Below are 16,919 nucleotides of genomic sequence, written 5' to 3'. Positions count from 1 at the left end.
CTCTGGGATCAGAAGATTGAGGTCACTGGTAGAACGGGAACGCGCGGAATCAACGTTGCTCCTGCGCTCTTGCTCAATACATCGGCACGCGGTAGCACCGTCATCACGGCAATATCGAATGCGCAGGGCGACGAGTCCCAATGGGAGCTGAACGGATGAGCAAAGGAGCGTCAAAATGAGCGGTCAACCCGGCGAAGACAGGCTTAATCGCCAACGGATTCTGGAGCACTCGTCGCCGGACGGGCATCCTGCAGATGGGGTGGACAAGCACGTCCATTCCGCTGAGCATGGACGCGATGCACATGCTCATCATCATGAGGGGTATGGCGAGCATGTTCGCACCCGGGATTCACTTCACGACCCAGTCTGTGGAATGAAAGTATCCGATGATTCAGGATTCCGTAGCGAATACAACGGCAAGTGGTACTTGTTCTGCAGCCAGGCATGCTTGGCGAAATTTCAGGCGGCACCGTCCAAATACGCCGAGCCCTCGACCGTTCAGCTGTCACAAGCAGCATCCGAGGGCACCATCTACACGTGCCCGATGCACCCGGAAATTCGCCAGAACCACCCCGGGCAATGCCCGAAGTGCGGCATGACGCTGGAACCGGTTCTGCCCAGCGTCGACGAAGGCGAAAATCCGGAACTGGTCGATTTCCGACGCCGATTCTGGTGGACGTTGCCACTGACCGTCGTCGTTTTCGTCCTGGCGATGTTTGGCCATCGCCTCGAATTGATGGACGCCGGCACCGAAAGCTGGGTTGAGTTCATCATCTCTACGCCGGTCATCCTGTGGGCAGGCCTGCCGTTTTTCGCGCGGTGCGTGCGCTCATTCATGAACCGCAGCCCTAACATGTGGACGCTCATCGGACTGGGGACAGGCGCGGCCTATATCTACAGTGTCATCGCCACCATCTTCCCCGGGGTGTTTCCAGAAACGTACAGTGCGCACGGCCGAGTCAGCGTGTATTTCGAAGCGGCGGCAGTCATCATTTCGCTGACGCTTCTCGGGCAGTTGCTCGAACTGAAGGCCCGCTCGCAAACGTCCGCCGCCATCAAGGCACTACTGGGTCTCGCACCCAAGACTGCTCGACGCATCAACCCGGACGGTTCCGAGGAAGACATTCCGTTGTCCCATGTTCACGTGGGAGACCTGCTTCGTGTGCGGCCGGGCGAGAAAGTCCCCACGGACGGCGTGGTGACCGATGGCTCGAGTTCGCTGGACGAGTCCATGATTACTGGCGAACCCATTCCCGTCACGAAGCGCGTTGGCAACCACGTCATTGGCGCAACGATGAACGCAACAGGCAGTCTCGTCATCCGCTCCGAAAAGGTCGGCTCGCAGACCGTGCTGTCGCAAATCGTGCAGATGGTCGCGCAGGCGCAGCGGTCTCGGGCCCCCATGCAGCGTATGGCCGACAAGGTGGCCGGCGTGTTTGTCGTCGGGGTCGTCAGCGTCGCTCTTCTGACGTTCTTCGTGTGGGGCATCTTTGGGCCGGAGCCCAGCTGGGTGTTCGGCCTCATCAATGCGGTGGCGGTGCTCATCATCGCGTGCCCCTGCGCGCTGGGGCTTGCGACGCCAATGTCCATCATGGTCGCAAGCGGCAAAGGAGCCGCGACCGGGATTCTCTTTCGAGATGCGGCTGCGATTGAAAATCTGCGCAAGGTCGATGTGCTCATTGTCGACAAGACGGGGACGCTGACCGAGGGGCGTCCAGCGTTCGAGCAAGCCGTGGGCGCAAACGGATACACGACCGACGAAGTGCTTCGTCTGGCGGCGAGTCTCGACCAAGGTAGTGAGCATCCGCTTGCTGCAGCCATCGTTGCGGCTGCCCGTGAGAAGAAGCTCATTTTGGACCGCACGGAAAATTTTGAATCCGCCACGGGTATTGGCGTGCGAGGACTGGTCGCCGGCAGGAAACTCGCGCTTGGCAACACCGCGCTGATGCAGACTGACGCCGTCTCCGTCGAATCGCTTGCCAAGGAGGCGGACGGCATGCGTGCGCAAGGCGCCAGTGTCATGTACTTGGCAGTCGATGGCGGCTTGGCCGGACTGCTGGCAGTCGCTGACCCGATAAAGGCGACGACGCCGGAAGCGCTTTCGACATTGAAGGAGAACGGTATTCGAGTCGTGATGGCGACCGGTGACGGCGTGGTCACTGCCAAGGCCGTGGCCGAGAAGCTCGGCGTCGACGAATTCCATGGCGAGGTGAAGCCCGCCGACAAGCTCAATCTGGTGACACAGCTTCAGCAAGCCCGGCATGTCGTGGCGATGGCTGGAGACGGCATCAACGACGCTCCGGCACTCGCGAAAGCCGATGTCGGCGTTGCCATGGGAACGGGCACGGATGTGGCGATGAGCAGCGCTCAGGTGACGCTTGTCAAGGGCGACTTGCGCGGTATCGCCCGTGCTCGAGAGCTGTCCGTGGCGACGGTCGCAAACATGAAGCAAAATCTTGGCTTCGCGTTCGTATACAACGCACTTGGCGTTCCGCTGGCGGCTGGGGTGCTTTATCCATTCACCGGTTTGCTGCTCTCGCCGATGATTGCCGCACTTGCAATGAGTCTAAGCTCCGCTTCAGTCATTTCGAACGCGCTGCGACTGCGCAACGCGAAGATTTAGCTTGTCACGCAGCTTGCGGCGGTCGCATAACGACCGTACAACTTCCGCCGCAGCGGGAAAGGCCTCGGGTGGGCGTGGTCCACATCCATGCAGCTCAGCGACGCAACGCCCCCTCGACATCGACATACCGAAACGTTGGTGCATTTCGCGCACGGCTGTATTGTTTCGAGCGGACGCCGACTACACCGCGGTCGCACGCAATCGTGCAGAGGATCGGCGCCTCATACAGGAAAAACGCTACTTCGACAGACGCAGCTTCTTCGACAGCACGACACCGCTCGACGGACTCACCAGCCAGATGCCATTGATATCCATGTGCAACCTGGAGATCCTGGTCGTAATGTCCGTCGGCTCGTCAATGCTCGGATCGACATGCTCGATTTTTTCGGTCAGGTAAGGCCGAACCAGGCGCCCGGAAAAAACGAGTGCGAAGTCGCCATGCGTTTGGGCGTACACGGCGGGCGAAAGCCGCATGCGGCTACGAACCGTGGTCATTTTGCCTTTCCCGGACTCGAGTTCGATGATGTCGACCCGCTGGATGTACCCTTTTGCCTTCGCTTCGGGTGCAATCACGAGCCCTCGCCCTCGCGGCCCCGTCGTGACCTTTTTGAGCAGGATGCCCGTCCGGTCGTCGCGCTCTACGTCGAACAGGTCGACATCCAGCGTCAATAGGTGCCGCTGTGACCGGTACCTCAGCCCGTACCGCACCGGCACCACGAACGTCACGTCACGATCCAGATCGACGGCCGCCAGGTCGGGATTCGGGCCGTGCCGGTCGGCAGCGCCGGGGACCAGGCCGCGAACCCGGTCGCTCAACGAAGGTGGGATGGTGCTGATGTGCTGCTTCTTCAGGGCATCCCGAATTGCAACCGGGTCGTCGCCGACAATCGGTCGTGCGGGTGACGTGTCGTGACTGACAGCGGGCGCGATGCGCGTCGTGCCGTCGACAGCCTCCGCCTCTGCATGCGCCGCGACTGGCGCCAGCATCATCGTCAGGGCGACGACGTACACGAAGTGCGGACGACCCAACTTGGATTTCCGGTGAAACACGGCGAACTCCTGATTTTCTTGCCGATCGGTCAACGACGGGCACTATAGGGCGGAATCACCGGCCACGCATCCCCTGTTTGAAATTCACCGATGGCCGGCGCACCTTATCGTAGGCTCTTTGTCGGCCCGGCAGCAGGTCAACGGGCACACTACCGTGTTGTCCGGGCGACAACAACCGACCGGACGAGAGCGGCGGCGCGCATGTCGGCATGTCGCCGCGCGACTAGTCCGGTGCCGGGCGGACCTTGACGCAAGTTCCGCCCGCCGCCGCACCCCCAATCAAAATATCGTATGCAACCCCACCCGCGCCACCGCCTGGCTCGCCGAACTTGAAGCCCCATTCGGATCCAGCACGCCATTAACCTGCGCATTCGCACCACTATTCGCCCGCTGATAGTCAGCCGACACATAAACCATCGTCCGTTTCGACAACAGATATTGAAGCGCCACGCTGAGCTGATGAGCATGGTTGTTGTTCACTGCTTCATTACCCTTCATGTACATGTATTTCGCCCCCAGCACGACATCCGGCCTGACGCGCCACACCCCACCGCCTTCGGCCATCCACACCGCGGCATCGTTGAACGAATTCCGCACGGTGGTCACCAGCGCACTCGCGGTAACGACGCCAAAGTCGTAATGCATCCCGACGCCCCAGTTCCGAACACTCGTCGACGGCACACCGAGCGCCGGGCCGTACTTCTCATTCGTATAGGCCGCACCCACACCGAAAGCCCCCACCTCATAGTTCAGTCCGGCGCTGACAGCATTGTCCGCGCCGATCGAACCGGCCACGCCGCCGAACGCATACATCACGCCGCCGGACAAACCCGCGACCGTCGGCGACGTGTATTTGACCGAATTCGCGATCGGCTTGCTACCCGCCGTGCGATCCCAATCGAACGCACCGGTCGGATTACCCGGCAGCGCGAGACGCTGGAACGGGCCATTCCTGAAACCGTACAGCCCCGAGATGTCCCTCGCAATCGCATTCCCCTTCGAAAAGAGGGAATCCACCATGAAGTCGTACTGATTGCCCAGCGTGATGCGGCCGAACCGGTCGCTCTCGAGGCCTACGTAGGCATTGCGCCCGAAAATTCCGGACCCGATGATGGCGCCGTTCGCCATCGAGAACTGGTTCACGAGCGCGAACGTGGCGCGATACCCGCCGCCGAGGTCTTCCGTGCCGCGCAAACCGAAGAGGTTGGGCGCGAATATCCCGTCGTCGAATTTGACGTTCTTTCCGCCGCCCTCGTTGCTGACATACGTGATGCCGCTGTCGATAAGACCGAACATCGTCACGCTGCTCTGCGCCCATGCGCCCTGCGCTACGGCAAGAATCGCCACTGCTCCAAACCTGAGTTTCATCACGTCTCCGTCTTTTTATGGAAATGCGAGCCTGCTACCCGCTACGTGGCGGGTTCTCGCTCAATGCTTCGTAAAACAACGCCTTTATCCCGGCAGATATAACGACGCCGAAAATATGATTAGTTTTACTGATTTATAAATTCGAAGATCGCCGCATGGAAAATGGACTGCCCACACGTACCGATCAAAACACTCGAATCAAGCGCCTCGCCAGACAACCCATGCGGCAGAATCCACCTCGACAGCCACGGCTTCCAACGCCGAACCCGAGCACGGCCCGTCGATACATACACCGTCATCGAACCGGAACAACGCGCTGTGGTGCGCACACATCAACACCTGCGACCGGTAGCAGGAAACATTGCCCGGCACAAAATCGAGCGGCACCGAGAAATGCGGGCATCGATTCACATACGCCCACACCCGCTCGCCCCGCCGCACCACGATCACGGGGCGTCCGATGCACGCTTCGTCGACCACCCGCGCGCCGCCATCAGGCACATCGGAAAAGCGGCAGAGTTGCGTTGCGTCCATGATTCACACTCTCTGCTCGGGGTTTCCCAGGCTCCAGTCCCAAGGACGCACTTCCACACGCGAAAACAACCCCTCCTTCACATACGGATCGTTTCCGACAAACTGCATCACCGCATGAATATCGTCGGCCTCCACGACAAGCAGCGTTCCGTTCATTGCGTCGCCCTGCGGGTCCAGCGTCGGGCCGCCGAGCCGCACATACACGCCGTGCTGCGAAGCCGCGCGCAGGTAACTCCGATGACTGGGCCGCACACGGTCGCGCACGTCTCGCATACCGGGCTGGTCCGTCGCAAACACCGCGAAAAATCGAGCCATTCGATCAGCTCCGGTCGAGGACGAAGTCGTACGTCGCTTCGCGGTACGGGCCGTTCAGTCCGAACTGACGGGCGAGCTCGTCATGCGCGGCACGCTGACGATACGCGACCATCAACGACGGCTTCACGCCGAAGACGGCATCCGACTTCAGGTACGGGTCGTCCTCGTCGAAAAGATGCGTAACGAGCGTACGGAAGCCCGGCGCGTCGATCATGAAGTGCAGATGCGCGGGCCGCCACGGATGGCGGCCGGTGGCGTCGAGCATCTTCCCGACCGGGCCGTCGGTCGGAATGGGATAGCTGACCGGCAAAATCGTCGTGATCGCGTAACGGCCTTCGGCATCGGTCCGGTAGCGGCCGCGCAGGTTGCCGTGCGGCTGCGCCGTGTCCTGCCCGGAATACATGCCGTTCTCCGCGGTTTGCCACACGTCGAGCACGGCGTCCTTCACGGGATCACCGTCGGTGGTCAGCACGCGCCCATGCACGACGACCGGTGCGCCCGGCGTGAGCGCCATGTTCTCGCCATACGCACGCTCGGGCATCCCCTTGATGTAGAACGGGCCGAATACCGTCGTCTCCGTTGCGCCGGTTGCGAAGCGATGGTTGATCGCATCGACGAGCATCGAAACGCCCAGCGTGTCGGACAACAGGATGAACTCCTGGCGCACCACGTCGTCGCACATCTGCCCCGTCTCGGTCAGGAAGCGGATCGCCGCCATCCACTCGGCTTCCGTCAGTTCCGTCTCGCGTACGAACGCATGAAGATGCCGCACGAGGCTCTGCATCAGCACGCGCAAGCGCGGGTTCGGCGTGCCTTCGAAGCTGGCGACAACCTGCTCGGTCAGCCTCGTGTCGCTGTCATGGTGCTCATTCATGTCTGTCTCCCTTTCCCTTTGCACGTCAGGCCGTTCAATGCGGCGCGCGCCCTTCCCACGCGTCCTGAAGCAGCGCACGAATCGCCGAGCGTTCGATCGGCCGCGGATTTGCATACGGATTCCGGCATGCGAGATCGGCCGCTTCGTCGAGGCCTTCCTGCGGCATCCCGATGTCGGCGAGCGCCGGCGCGATGCCGAGCTGCTCGTTCAGCCTGAACAGCAGCGGGCCGGCGTCAGCTGCATCGTTCCCGCCCAGCGCCCGCGCGACGCGGCGCAGCGCGCCGGGCGCAGCGGCGTGGTTGTAGTGCGCGGTATGCGGCAACATGGCCGCGTGCGTCTGCGCATGCGGCAGGTTGAAGGTGCCGCCGAGCGTATGACAAAGCTTGTGGTGCAGCGCCATGCCGACCGCGCCCAGGCAGGTTCCCGCGAGCCACGCGCCATACAACGCGCGGCTGCGCATCTCCCGGTTTTCCGGATCGCGCACCACGACGGGCAGCGCTTCGCCGAGCGCGCGAATCGATTCCTCGGCCATCAAACTGATCACCGGGTTCGCGTCTTCCGAATAGAGCGCCTCGACGGCATGCGCCATCGCATTGACACCGGACGCCGCCGAAATGCCCGGCGGCAGCGACAACGTCAACGACGGGTCGTAGAGCACGGTACGCGGCAGCACGCGTGCATCGCGCCCGGTGCGCTTCAGCCGGCCTTCGGTGAGCCCGTAGATCGGCGTCATCTCCGAGCCGGCGTAAGTCGTCGGCACGGCCAGGATCGGCAGCGACGATTCGAGCGCAATGGCCTTGCCCAGTCCGATCGTGGAGCCGCCGCCGATCGCAATGCAACAGTCCGCGCCCAGCTCGGCGGCCATCTCGCGCGCGGCACGCGCGACTTCGACCGGAACGTGCATGACCGCCTGTGCGCACACGCCGGCCGCACGCTCGCCCAGTACCGCCTTCACGCGGTCGGCGAGCGGCCGCTGCTCGGGCGTGGACAGGATGAGCGCGCGCTGCGCGCCGAGCGCCGACAGCTCGTCCGGCAGCCTGGCGAGCGCCCCCCATTCGAACACCACGCGGGAAGGCGTGCCCTGATAGACGAAACGTTCCATGAAAGCCTCAGCGCTTGAAGTGCGGCGGCACGTTGCCGTCGACATTGACCCAAACCGACCGAGCTTCAGTGTAGTCGTGCATGGCTTCGAAGCCCATCTCGCGGCCGTAGCCCGACTTGCCCACGCCGCCGAACGGACTGCCCGGATTGACGCGCTTGTAGCAGTTGATCCAGCACATGCCCGCGTTGATCTGCGACGCCATCTTGTGTGCACGCGAGAGGTTCTGGGTCCACAGGCCGCTGCCCAGCCCGTATTCCGTCGCGTTGGCGATGGCCAGCGCTTCTTCGTCGCTGCCGAAGCGCAGCACGGTGACGAACGGGCCGAACACTTCCTCCTGCGCGATGCGGTCGGTCGCGCTCTTCGCTTCGATGACCGTCGGGCGCACATAGTAGCCGTTGGCCAGTGCCGGATCTTGCGGCACGCTGCCGCCGGTGAGCACGCGGCCGCCCTGCTCGCGCGCGACGTCGACGAACGACAGCACGCGCTCGAGGTGCTGCTTCGACGTCAGCGGGCCCATCTCGGTATCGGCGTCGAACGGGTTGCCGATCCGGATCGACGATGCGAGCGCAACGAATCGCTCGAGGAACGCGTCCGCAATGCGCTCGTGCAGCACGAGGCGCGACCCCGCGATACACGCCTGCCCCTGGTTGTGAAAGATCGCCCATGCGGCGCCGTTGATGGCCGCGTCGAGCTCGGCATCGTCGAAGACGATGTTGGCGCCCTTGCCGCCCAGCTCCAGTTGAACGCGCTTCAGGTTGCCCTGCGACGCTTCGACGATCCGGCGGCCGGTTGCGGTCGAACCCGTGAACGCGATCTTGCCGACGCCCGGGTGTTCGGCGAGACGCTGGCCGGCCGTATGTCCGTAACCGGGAACGATATTGACGACGCCTGCGGGGAACCCGACCTCGGCCATCAGCTCGACGATGCGCAACGTCGACAGCGGCGTGATTTCGGACGGCTTGAGCACCACCGTGTTGCCGGCGGCCAGCGCCGGGCCCATCTTCCAGCTCGTGAACATCAGCGGGAAATTCCACGGCACGATCTGGCCGACGACGCCGATCGGCGCGCGCTGCACATAGTTCAGGAAGCCGGTTTCGACGGGAATCACCGAGCCTTGCAGCTTGTCGGCCATGCCTCCGAAGTAGCGGAAGCACGCCGCCGTGCGCGGCACGTCGAGCGCGCGCGAATCGCGAATCGGGTGGCCGGTGTCGAGCGATTCGAGCTGCGCCAGCTCCTCCGCATGCGCCTCGATCGCATCGGCGAGGCGCAGCAGCAGCCGGCCGCGTTCGGCTGCCGGCATGGCCGACCATTTCGGGAACGCGCGGGTCGCCGCTTCGACGGCCAGGTCCACGTCCGCCGCGGTGGCCGCGGCGATCTTCGTGATGACGGAGCCGTCGTGAGGATTCAGCACGTCGATCGTGCCGCGGTCGACGGCGTCAACGAAGCGCCCGTCGATGAAGAGTTGGGTTTGCATGAATCGTCCTCGGTGTATTGCTGAAGCGAAATCTGAAGCGCTGCTCAGAACGCGATCGGATACGGCGCGAGCTCGCCGCTCTCGTAGCGTTGCGGCAGGTCCGGTGTCGCGTTTTCCCAGACCAGCAGCATCGAACGCTTCGTGGAATAGCCCTGGTGCCGGATGTCGGCGGGCATCGCGCATATGTCGCCGGCGCGCATCGTGACGCGTGCCCGCGGTGCGCCGGTGTTCTTGTCGCCGATGTCCCACACGATTTCGTCGGACAGTTGCAGGAACCATTCGACGCGGTCGTTGCCGTGGAAGACCGGCAGGATGAATTCCTCGGTGGTCGGGCAGAACAGGCTGCGCCCGCACACCGACGTGACCGACGGATTCCACGTCACGTCCGAGCGCGACAGGTACTTGAACAGGTTGAACGCGTGCAGCTCGCCTTCGAAGCCCGGCTCGACATGCACTTCCGGCTCGTCCTGCGCGACGTCGAGGAACGCGCGGTTGACCGGCAGTTCGTCGCGCAGCGGCGAGTCGCCTTCGAGGCCCGGCATGCGGCGCGTCGCGATCCGCGTGCGCTCGATGGCCGAGCCGTTGTCGCCGTGCTTGCGACCGAATGCCGTGCCCGTTTCCTCGGGCGCCGCGAACGGGTCGAAGCCTTCGTTCGTCCAGTCGTGCAGCATCGCCTTGAAGGTCGCCATGATCGTCGGCGTTTCGAAGGTCTCGGTGTAGTCGACCCCGGCGTCTTTCAGGATGCCGTTGAAGGTGCCCGCATACATGTCCACCTTGCCGTAGTGATTGCGCGTGCCGAACACGTGATCGAAATTCACCCAGCCGTAGAAGAAGCCCCACGCCACGTCGCGCATCATCGCGCGCAGGAACGCGTCGGCCGGCATCGCATGCGTGCGGGTCTGGCCTTTCGCGGGCCAGCTGATCTTCACGAAATACTCATCGCGCTGGAACGCGAACTCGCCGAGCTGGAAGCGGCGGTAGCCGGTAACGGCATCGGCTTGCGTGGATCGCACCAGATCGGCGGCAAAACCGGCGGAAGGGTCGAGGGTCTCGAGGGTGGCCATAACGTGTCTCCTGGAATAGTCGAATGTGAGCGGTCGGAACGGTCAGTGCAGGCAGATCTCGGCCCACTTCTCGACGGACAGCTCGCCGAGGATGGTCTGCACGAGCGCGACACCCGGCTTGCCGGCGACGAAGCGGTATGCACAGCCGGCCGGCAGCAGCGCTTGATGTCCCTTGCGCAGGACGACGTACCCCATCTTGCGGCCGGCCGGTTGTGCGCCGGCGCTGACGGTGCCGCGGCCCGATGCCGGCGGCGTGTCGAGCTTGATGAATTCGATCCGGACTTCGCCGTCCATCTGGATCGTGAACTCGTCATGGGCGCATGCGAACCATGGCGACTGGCCCTCGGTCCTCAGCACTTCGATCACGTATTCGAGATTCTTGCCGGCGACGACCTTTTCGTAAGGGGCCGACTTCGAGGCCACCTCGAAGACGTTCGAGAAGGCGTAGTGCTGGGCGCTGCCGCTGGTGATTTCGATCTCGCCCTTCCTGTAGCTGTCGAGCGAGCCAAAGACGGTGTGGAATGCCGTGTCGGTCATTGCTGTCTCCTGAGTTGAACTGCTTGTTGGATTCAACTCTAGGGGCAAGAGACAGCGGCAACAAGGCAACGGATGGCGATTACGGCATTTGCGTTTCGCGAATAATCGCGCGGGTCACCGCACCCAGCCATGCTCCAGAAGCGGAAGATCCCACGGGGGCTCGTCGCCGATATATTCGGCGAGGAATTCGACCAGCGCCTTCACCTTCAACGCCTGTCGCTGCGTTGCGGGATAAACGGCGGCAAAGCTCAGCGGCGCGAGCTGGTAGTCGGTCAGGATCGGCACCAGCCGCCCCGCGACGAGCGCGTCGCTCGCCACGAGCGTGGGCAGGCAAACGACGCCGCCGCCGGTCAGCGCGTACTCGCGCAGCAGGTGAACGGAGTTCGAGCGAATCATGCCCGGCAGCTCCATTTCGACGACCTCGTCGTCGCGCGTCATCGTCCAGCGATTGCGCGACGGATAGCCCGAATACAGCGCGGTGGTGTGCTGCAGCAAATCGCGCGGATGTTGTGGCGCACCATGCGCTTCGAGGTAAGCGGGCGACGCGCAGAAGAGACGCCTGACCGTGAACAGCCGCCGCTCGATCAGCGATTCTGAAATCGGCGGAAAGATCTGGAACGCGATGTCGAACCCTTCTTCGACGGGGTCGACCACACGGTCATTGACGATGACGTCGAGCTGGATGCCCGGGTAGCGCCGATTGAATTCGACCAGCGGCGCACCGAAGTGATCGAGCGCGAAGCCGGGCAGCATCTGGATGCGCAACCGCCCGGTCGGCGTCGCGCGCAGCTCGCGCATCTGGTCCGTCAACTCGTTGACGCGCCCCACCACCTCCGCGCACTCGCGATAAAACGCCTCGCCCACTTCGGACAAGCGCACGTGGCGCGTGCTGCGATGGAACAGCGGCGCATTGACGAACTTCTCCAGTTGCTGGATGCGGTTCGTCACGACCGAACTCGTCACACCAAGCTGCCGCGCGGCCTCGGCGAAGCTGCTCGCCTCCGCGACTCTTACGAATGCCTCGATGCTGAGGAACCGGTCCATACCGCGCCTTTTTTTCGACAGCGAAACCGGCAGTCTACCTGCACCGGGCAACGGGCTGTGTCATGCGAAAAGCGTCACTGTGTCGCCGAATCGATGTCAATCGCGGAGCGCACCGGCACGGGCGAACGCCTGCGCGCTCGCGCGGGCATTACCTCGGCTGCTTGCCGGCCGCCAGCTCCGGTTGAACGACCACGCGACGCTGCAGCACGGCGGGCGCGGTTTCCTTCAACAGCATGCTGACCACGATGCCCAGCATGACCGCGCACATCGGCAACCACAGAATGTTCTGGATGCCGAAGTGTGCAGCGACGTAGCCGCCCATCGCCGGCGCGATGCCGCCGCCGAAGATCTCGCCGACGCCGACCACCACGCCGATCGACGTCGACACGAGGCCGACGGGCGCAGCCTCGGTCGCGACCGGGCCGGACAGCAGCGACACCAGCCCGAGCGTGAAGAACGACGCGACGAACAGGATCCCGAACAACGCGAGCGGCTGCGGGCCGAGGCCGCGGAAGATATAGAGCATCACGGCCGTTCCCGCGAAGCCGACGATGCTCGCGAGGCGGCGCCCGACCAGGTCGGAGAGGCCGGGCAACCCGAACTGCCCGAGAAAGCCGCCGAAGCCGATCGCCGACACCACGAGGCCCATCTTCTGCGTGCCGAGCGACAGGTAATCGGTCAGGTACAGCGGCAGCAGCGCGCCGAGCACGAAGACGCCGGTCATCGCGCAGCACAGTGCGGCCATCGCCACGAGGATGTTGCGGCTCTTGAGCACGTGGCCGAGCGAAGCCGGCGCGTGTTCCGACGCGACCTCCTTCACGACCTTCGGCTCGCGGATGACGAAGAACATGATCGCACCGAGGATCAGGCCGGGAATCGCCACCAGCGCAAAGACCCAGCGCCACGACACGAAGCCGAGCAGCTGCGTGGCGATGATCGGCGAAAGCGCCAGCCCGAACAGCGCGAAGCCGCTTTGCTGCAGGCCGAGGTTCAGGCCGCGCCGCCGCGGATGCGATGCGTCGGCCGTCGCCGCGAAACTCGTCGGGCAGAACGAACCTTCCGCGACGCCCATCAACCCGCGAATCGCCATCAGCCCGAGCAGGCCGCCCGCGAGCCCCGAAAAGCCCGACAGCAGCGAGAACGCGATGATGGCGGGAATCAGCACCTTCCTGCGGCCGATCTTGTCCGAGATGCCGCCCATCAGCGCCGCGAAGACGCCCCACGACAGGCCGAGCACGCCGATGCAGTTGCCGACGTCCTGCGCGGTCAGGTTGAGGTCCTTCATGATCGAAGGGAACAGCGGCGCGATGAGCCAGCGGTCGAGGCCGACCAGCCCGAAGCCGAGCGCCAGCAGCGTCACCGCCTTCCACTCATAGGAGGTATCCCACTCGTTTGCTTTCATTTCCGTCTCCGAGGACGCTGGTTCGCCTGCGCGCGCCGCAGCGCCTGCGCATGAGCCAGGTCCGATGTTTTTTGTGTGGTGTGCGACGCGAATCGCAACGAAGTGCCGGCCGCCTTTCCGGTTCGACGCATCGAATCCAGCCAGCCGACGCCACCACGATAGGTGCAAGGCTGCGGATCGGGTATGGAACAACCGGCGAACGCGCCATTCGCGAAATGCAAATAATCGGGAGCGAGGGGGCGGGAAGTGTCTACGGGGAAGCGCGGAGCGAATGGACGCGGCGTTGAAATGACGCTCACGCATGCGTCACGGGGAAATCCCTCATGGACATCGAAGAATCGGCGTACCGCTCCGTTTACGCCCCGCATGCAGACGATCCGGCATGCTCGGCTCCCTTCCGACACCGCAATGTGTCGCTATCCATTCCGAATTGGGAAAAGTCTGATTTTTTGAATTTTGCAACCCAATTCAGTTCGACGAAAAGTCAGTCACCACGGCGCGGCTGACCCGCAAAGATCAGACATGAATATCACCAAATATGCTCCACATAGGACTTTTATTAAAAAATCGAACGCCGAAAAACGTCAAACACTGTTTCTTAATGAGTTATTTTTCATCTCGAAATATCGATATCCATTGAAATCGATATAAGTTTGATATTCTCCGCATCGAAATTACGAGTTCCGCTTTATTAAACAGAGAGTCCAATTCGAACAAGTCCGAATCCGGAAAATAATAACGAGATTGCCGTTATGTCGATAGCAGCAACATTTCGAAACTTTGCATCCGGTCTTGTCGACTGGAACAAGCGGCCGGTCGCCCTTCATTTCGGGCAGGCGCAACGCGCAGTCGGCCATCTGCTGGCGCTCCATCACGCCGATATCCGCGAAGGGTTGATGTCGGGCATCGACGGGTACCTGACCTGCGTTTCCACACGCGATCATCTATCCCCCACGCTGTTTCTCGGCCTGCCTGTATCGGTCCGCCTGACGACCGACCGGGGCGACGTGCGGACGATCAATGCAATCGTGCGGGACGTGCATATCGGTCAATCCGACGGCGAGCTGACGGTGTACCAGTTGCACGTCTGCGATGCGCTTTCGTTGATGGACTACCGCACCAACTCCCGCGTATTCCGATCGATGAGCGTTATCGAGATTCTTGCCACGCTGATGAACGAATGGCGACAACGCAGCGCCGCACTCGCGCGTGCATTCGATTTCGATCTGTCCGGATTGCGAACCGAGCGCTATCCGGCACGCGAACTGACGCGGCAGGTCAACGAGTCGGACGCTCGTTTTGTGCGTCGACTGCTGCGGCGCGAAGGCATCACGGTTTTTGCGAAGGCCGGGCCGATCGGAGGGGCGCGTAGCACGACCGAAGAGCGGCCGATTCATACGCTCGCATTCTGCGATGACCCGCTTCGATTGGCGGAATCACCCGCCGGTACCGTGCGTCTTCACCCGCGCGATGCAGGAACCGAACTACGCGATACGGTGACGCTGTTCGCTCGTTATCAAAGCCTGTCTCCCGGCAAAGCCAGCCGTCCGTCGTGGGACTACAAGAAGGCCCGCATGGACGTCTCTGCTATCGCAAGCAGCATCGATCAGGGCGACGCCGGCAACGACCTTGCCCAATTGCTGACCGATGTGGCGATCGATATTCCGCACGTGGGCGATTCGTGGAACGATCACGGCCGCATCACACACGACCGGATACTCGCCCACCAGTTCGAGGCTGAGCGCTACGACGGTATCGGTAGCGTGCGCGATATGCCGGTCGGTTACTGGTTCACGCTGACGGGCGACCCCGAACTGGACATGAAGCTGGCCGAACGGCGGCAGTTCGTCATGACGTCGGTTCGGCACGATATCTGGAACAACCTGCCGAAAGACCTGACGAGCCGCGTGAACGCGCTGTTCGCGGCGAGCCGGAACCTCACGCGAACCACACCGTTCCTGCCGGCCGATGCGTCGGACCAAACGGACACGCGTTACGAGAACAGTTTCACGTGCGTGCGTCGCGGTGTGCCGCTCAAGCCGTCCTACGATCCGGAAATCGACCTCCCGCCGGCTCACCTGCTGACCGGCACGATCGTCGGCACGCAGGGAGAAGAAGTGTTCTGCGACAAAGCCGGCCGCGTGCGCGTGCGGATTCACGGCTTCGATCCGGCGGATCACGCGCACGCGCAAGGTGCCGGAACGAACGGGTCGGCCGGTGACAGTGCGCCGATACGTGTCGCGGCGAGTCTGGCAGGCAAGTACTTCGGTGCGCTCTTCCTGCCTCGGGTCGGGATGGAAGTCTTGCTCGGGTGCCTGTCTGGCGATCCGGACCGTCTGGTCATCATCGGGGTTTTGAGCAACGGCGCAAACCCGCCTGCGACTTTCACGCATACCGGCGCGCTACCCGGCAACCGCTACGTGTCCGGGATCAAAACCAAGGAAATCAACGGCGATCGGTACAACCAGCTTCGCCTGGACGATACGCCATCGCAAATCTCGGCGCAGTTGGCGAGCGAACACGCGCATACCCAATTGAATCTGGGGTACCTGACGCAGCCCCGGAAAGACGGACACGGAAGCGATCGGGGCGAAGGTGCGGAACTGCGCACCGACGCCGCCGCGGCGTTGCGCGCCGCCCAGGGCATTCTATTGTCGACCTATGCGCGCACACGCGCGACCGGTGGTCAGATCGATCGCGACGAGCTGATTCACTTGCTCGACCAGTGCGCCGAACTGTTCAAATCGCTCGGCGACTATGCCGGCCAGCATGGCGGACAGTCCGCCGATACCGTCGGCCAGGACAAGATCGCCGATGCGTTCCGCAACTGGACACCCGGCAGCGCGGAATCCGGTGCAGCCGGTGACGCATCCGCATTGCTGGCGTTCGGCGCGCAGGCAGGATCGCTGCATGTCACCCCCAAAACGCATGTCATGTATGCGGGCGAGAACATCGATCAGATCGCACGGCAGCACGTGCAACTCGCCAGCGGCGAGCGCATCAGTCTGCATGGCGGTCATGGCATCGCGATGTTCGCGCATAGCGACGGCGTGTCGGCAATCGCGAATCAGGGGAAGGTGACGATCCAGTCGCAGAACGACGACACGCAGGTGGATTCGGCGAAGAACATCCAGTTGACTGCGGCGGGCGGCACGCTTGCCGGCATGGCAAACGATCAGGTGGTTCTCGTCACATCGGGCGGCGCGTATCTCAAGCTTGACGGCGGCAACATCGAACTTGGCTGCCCCGGCATCTTCACCGTGAAGTCGGCGGGCCATGCGTGGGATGGTCCGGCCAGCATGAACGCCGATATGCCGAAGTTCGACAAAGCCCCGCTTGGCCGCGTGCCGAAACTCGTTCGCGCGACCGATGGCGATGCGGTGGCGGGCTTCGACGGGCAAATTCAGAAGGCGTCCGGGGCACTGTCGAACCTCACGACCGACACGGCCGGCGAACTGCCGGCGGTCCATGCCGACCAGTTCGAGAAGCTGGCGGTGCAGTTCATCAAGAAAAACGTTTAAAACGATGGCCG

General features: G+C 63.0%; 13 protein-coding genes. 2 read left to right on the top strand and 11 right to left on the bottom strand.

What is annotated here, in order from left to right:
• Window positions 1–175: 175 nt before the first annotated feature.
• Window positions 176–2,623 (top strand): heavy metal translocating P-type ATPase, encoded by a 2,448-nt coding sequence (locus MRS60_RS28485; RefSeq protein ID WP_414856213.1) that lies wholly within the window; start codon window positions 176–178, stop codon window positions 2,621–2,623.
• Window positions 2,624–2,860: 237 nt separating this feature from the next.
• Here the strand turns inward: MRS60_RS28485 and MRS60_RS28480 are convergent, their stop codons facing one another.
• The 11 genes from MRS60_RS28480 to MRS60_RS28430 all read right to left on the bottom strand — a co-directional run bounded on the left by MRS60_RS28480 (window position 2,861) and on the right by MRS60_RS28430 (window position 13,387).
• Window positions 2,861–3,673 carry a hypothetical protein gene (locus MRS60_RS28480; protein ID WP_243566051.1) on the bottom strand — a complete coding sequence of 271 codons (813 nt, stop codon included), beginning with the start codon at window positions 3,671–3,673 and terminating at the stop codon, window positions 2,861–2,863.
• Between the two features lie 279 nt (window positions 3,674–3,952).
• Window positions 3,953–5,041 (bottom strand): porin, encoded by a 1,089-nt coding sequence (locus MRS60_RS28475; protein ID WP_243566050.1) that lies wholly within the window; start codon window positions 5,039–5,041, stop codon window positions 3,953–3,955.
• Window positions 5,042–5,239: 198 nt separating this feature from the next.
• A complete protein-coding gene (locus MRS60_RS28470) occupies window positions 5,240–5,575 on the bottom strand; it encodes a Rieske (2Fe-2S) protein (RefSeq protein ID WP_081938489.1) in 336 nt (111 codons plus the stop codon).
• Window positions 5,576–5,578: 3 nt separating this feature from the next.
• On the bottom strand, window positions 5,579–5,890 hold the full coding sequence (locus MRS60_RS28465; protein WP_072438385.1) for a YciI family protein: 312 nt from the start codon (window positions 5,888–5,890) through the stop codon (window positions 5,579–5,581).
• Window positions 5,891–5,894: 4 nt separating this feature from the next.
• Window positions 5,895–6,764, bottom strand: a complete 870-nt coding sequence (locus tag MRS60_RS28460) for an intradiol ring-cleavage dioxygenase (RefSeq protein ID WP_243566049.1) — start codon at window positions 6,762–6,764, stop codon at window positions 5,895–5,897.
• 34 nt (window positions 6,765–6,798) lie between these two features.
• Window positions 6,799–7,866, bottom strand: a complete 1,068-nt coding sequence (locus MRS60_RS28455) for a maleylacetate reductase (protein WP_243566048.1) — start codon at window positions 7,864–7,866, stop codon at window positions 6,799–6,801.
• A 7-nt stretch (window positions 7,867–7,873) separates the two neighbouring features.
• Complete coding sequence (locus tag MRS60_RS28450) at window positions 7,874–9,340, bottom strand: aldehyde dehydrogenase family protein (protein WP_217588758.1); 1,467 nt, start codon at window positions 9,338–9,340, stop codon at window positions 7,874–7,876.
• Between the two features lie 44 nt (window positions 9,341–9,384).
• Window positions 9,385–10,404: a hydroxyquinol 1,2-dioxygenase gene (locus tag MRS60_RS28445; protein ID WP_034181947.1), complete on the bottom strand. Its 1,020-nt coding sequence runs from the start codon at window positions 10,402–10,404 to the stop codon at window positions 9,385–9,387.
• Window positions 10,405–10,446: 42 nt separating this feature from the next.
• On the bottom strand, window positions 10,447–10,941 hold the full coding sequence (locus MRS60_RS28440; protein WP_034181946.1) for a hypothetical protein: 495 nt from the start codon (window positions 10,939–10,941) through the stop codon (window positions 10,447–10,449).
• Between the two features lie 114 nt (window positions 10,942–11,055).
• Window positions 11,056–11,985 (bottom strand): LysR family transcriptional regulator, encoded by a 930-nt coding sequence (locus tag MRS60_RS28435; protein WP_175746732.1) that lies wholly within the window; start codon window positions 11,983–11,985, stop codon window positions 11,056–11,058.
• Window positions 11,986–12,133: 148 nt separating this feature from the next.
• Complete coding sequence (locus tag MRS60_RS28430; RefSeq protein ID WP_243566047.1) at window positions 12,134–13,387, bottom strand: MFS transporter; 1,254 nt, start codon at window positions 13,385–13,387, stop codon at window positions 12,134–12,136.
• 752 nt (window positions 13,388–14,139) lie between these two features.
• On the opposite strand from MRS60_RS28430, the gene MRS60_RS28425 reads away from it, so the two are divergent.
• Window positions 14,140–16,908, top strand: coding sequence for a type VI secretion system Vgr family protein (locus MRS60_RS28425; protein ID WP_243566046.1), 2,769 nt, complete (start codon window positions 14,140–14,142; stop codon window positions 16,906–16,908).
• The last annotated feature ends 11 nt before the right edge of the window (window positions 16,909–16,919 follow it).

The sequence above is a fragment of the Burkholderia pyrrocinia genome (genome assembly GCF_022809715.1).
GTDB lineage: Bacteria > Pseudomonadota > Gammaproteobacteria > Burkholderiales > Burkholderiaceae > Burkholderia > Burkholderia pyrrocinia_C.
Note: the sequence above shows the minus strand (reverse complement) of the source record. Positions and strands in the feature narration are given on the sequence as shown.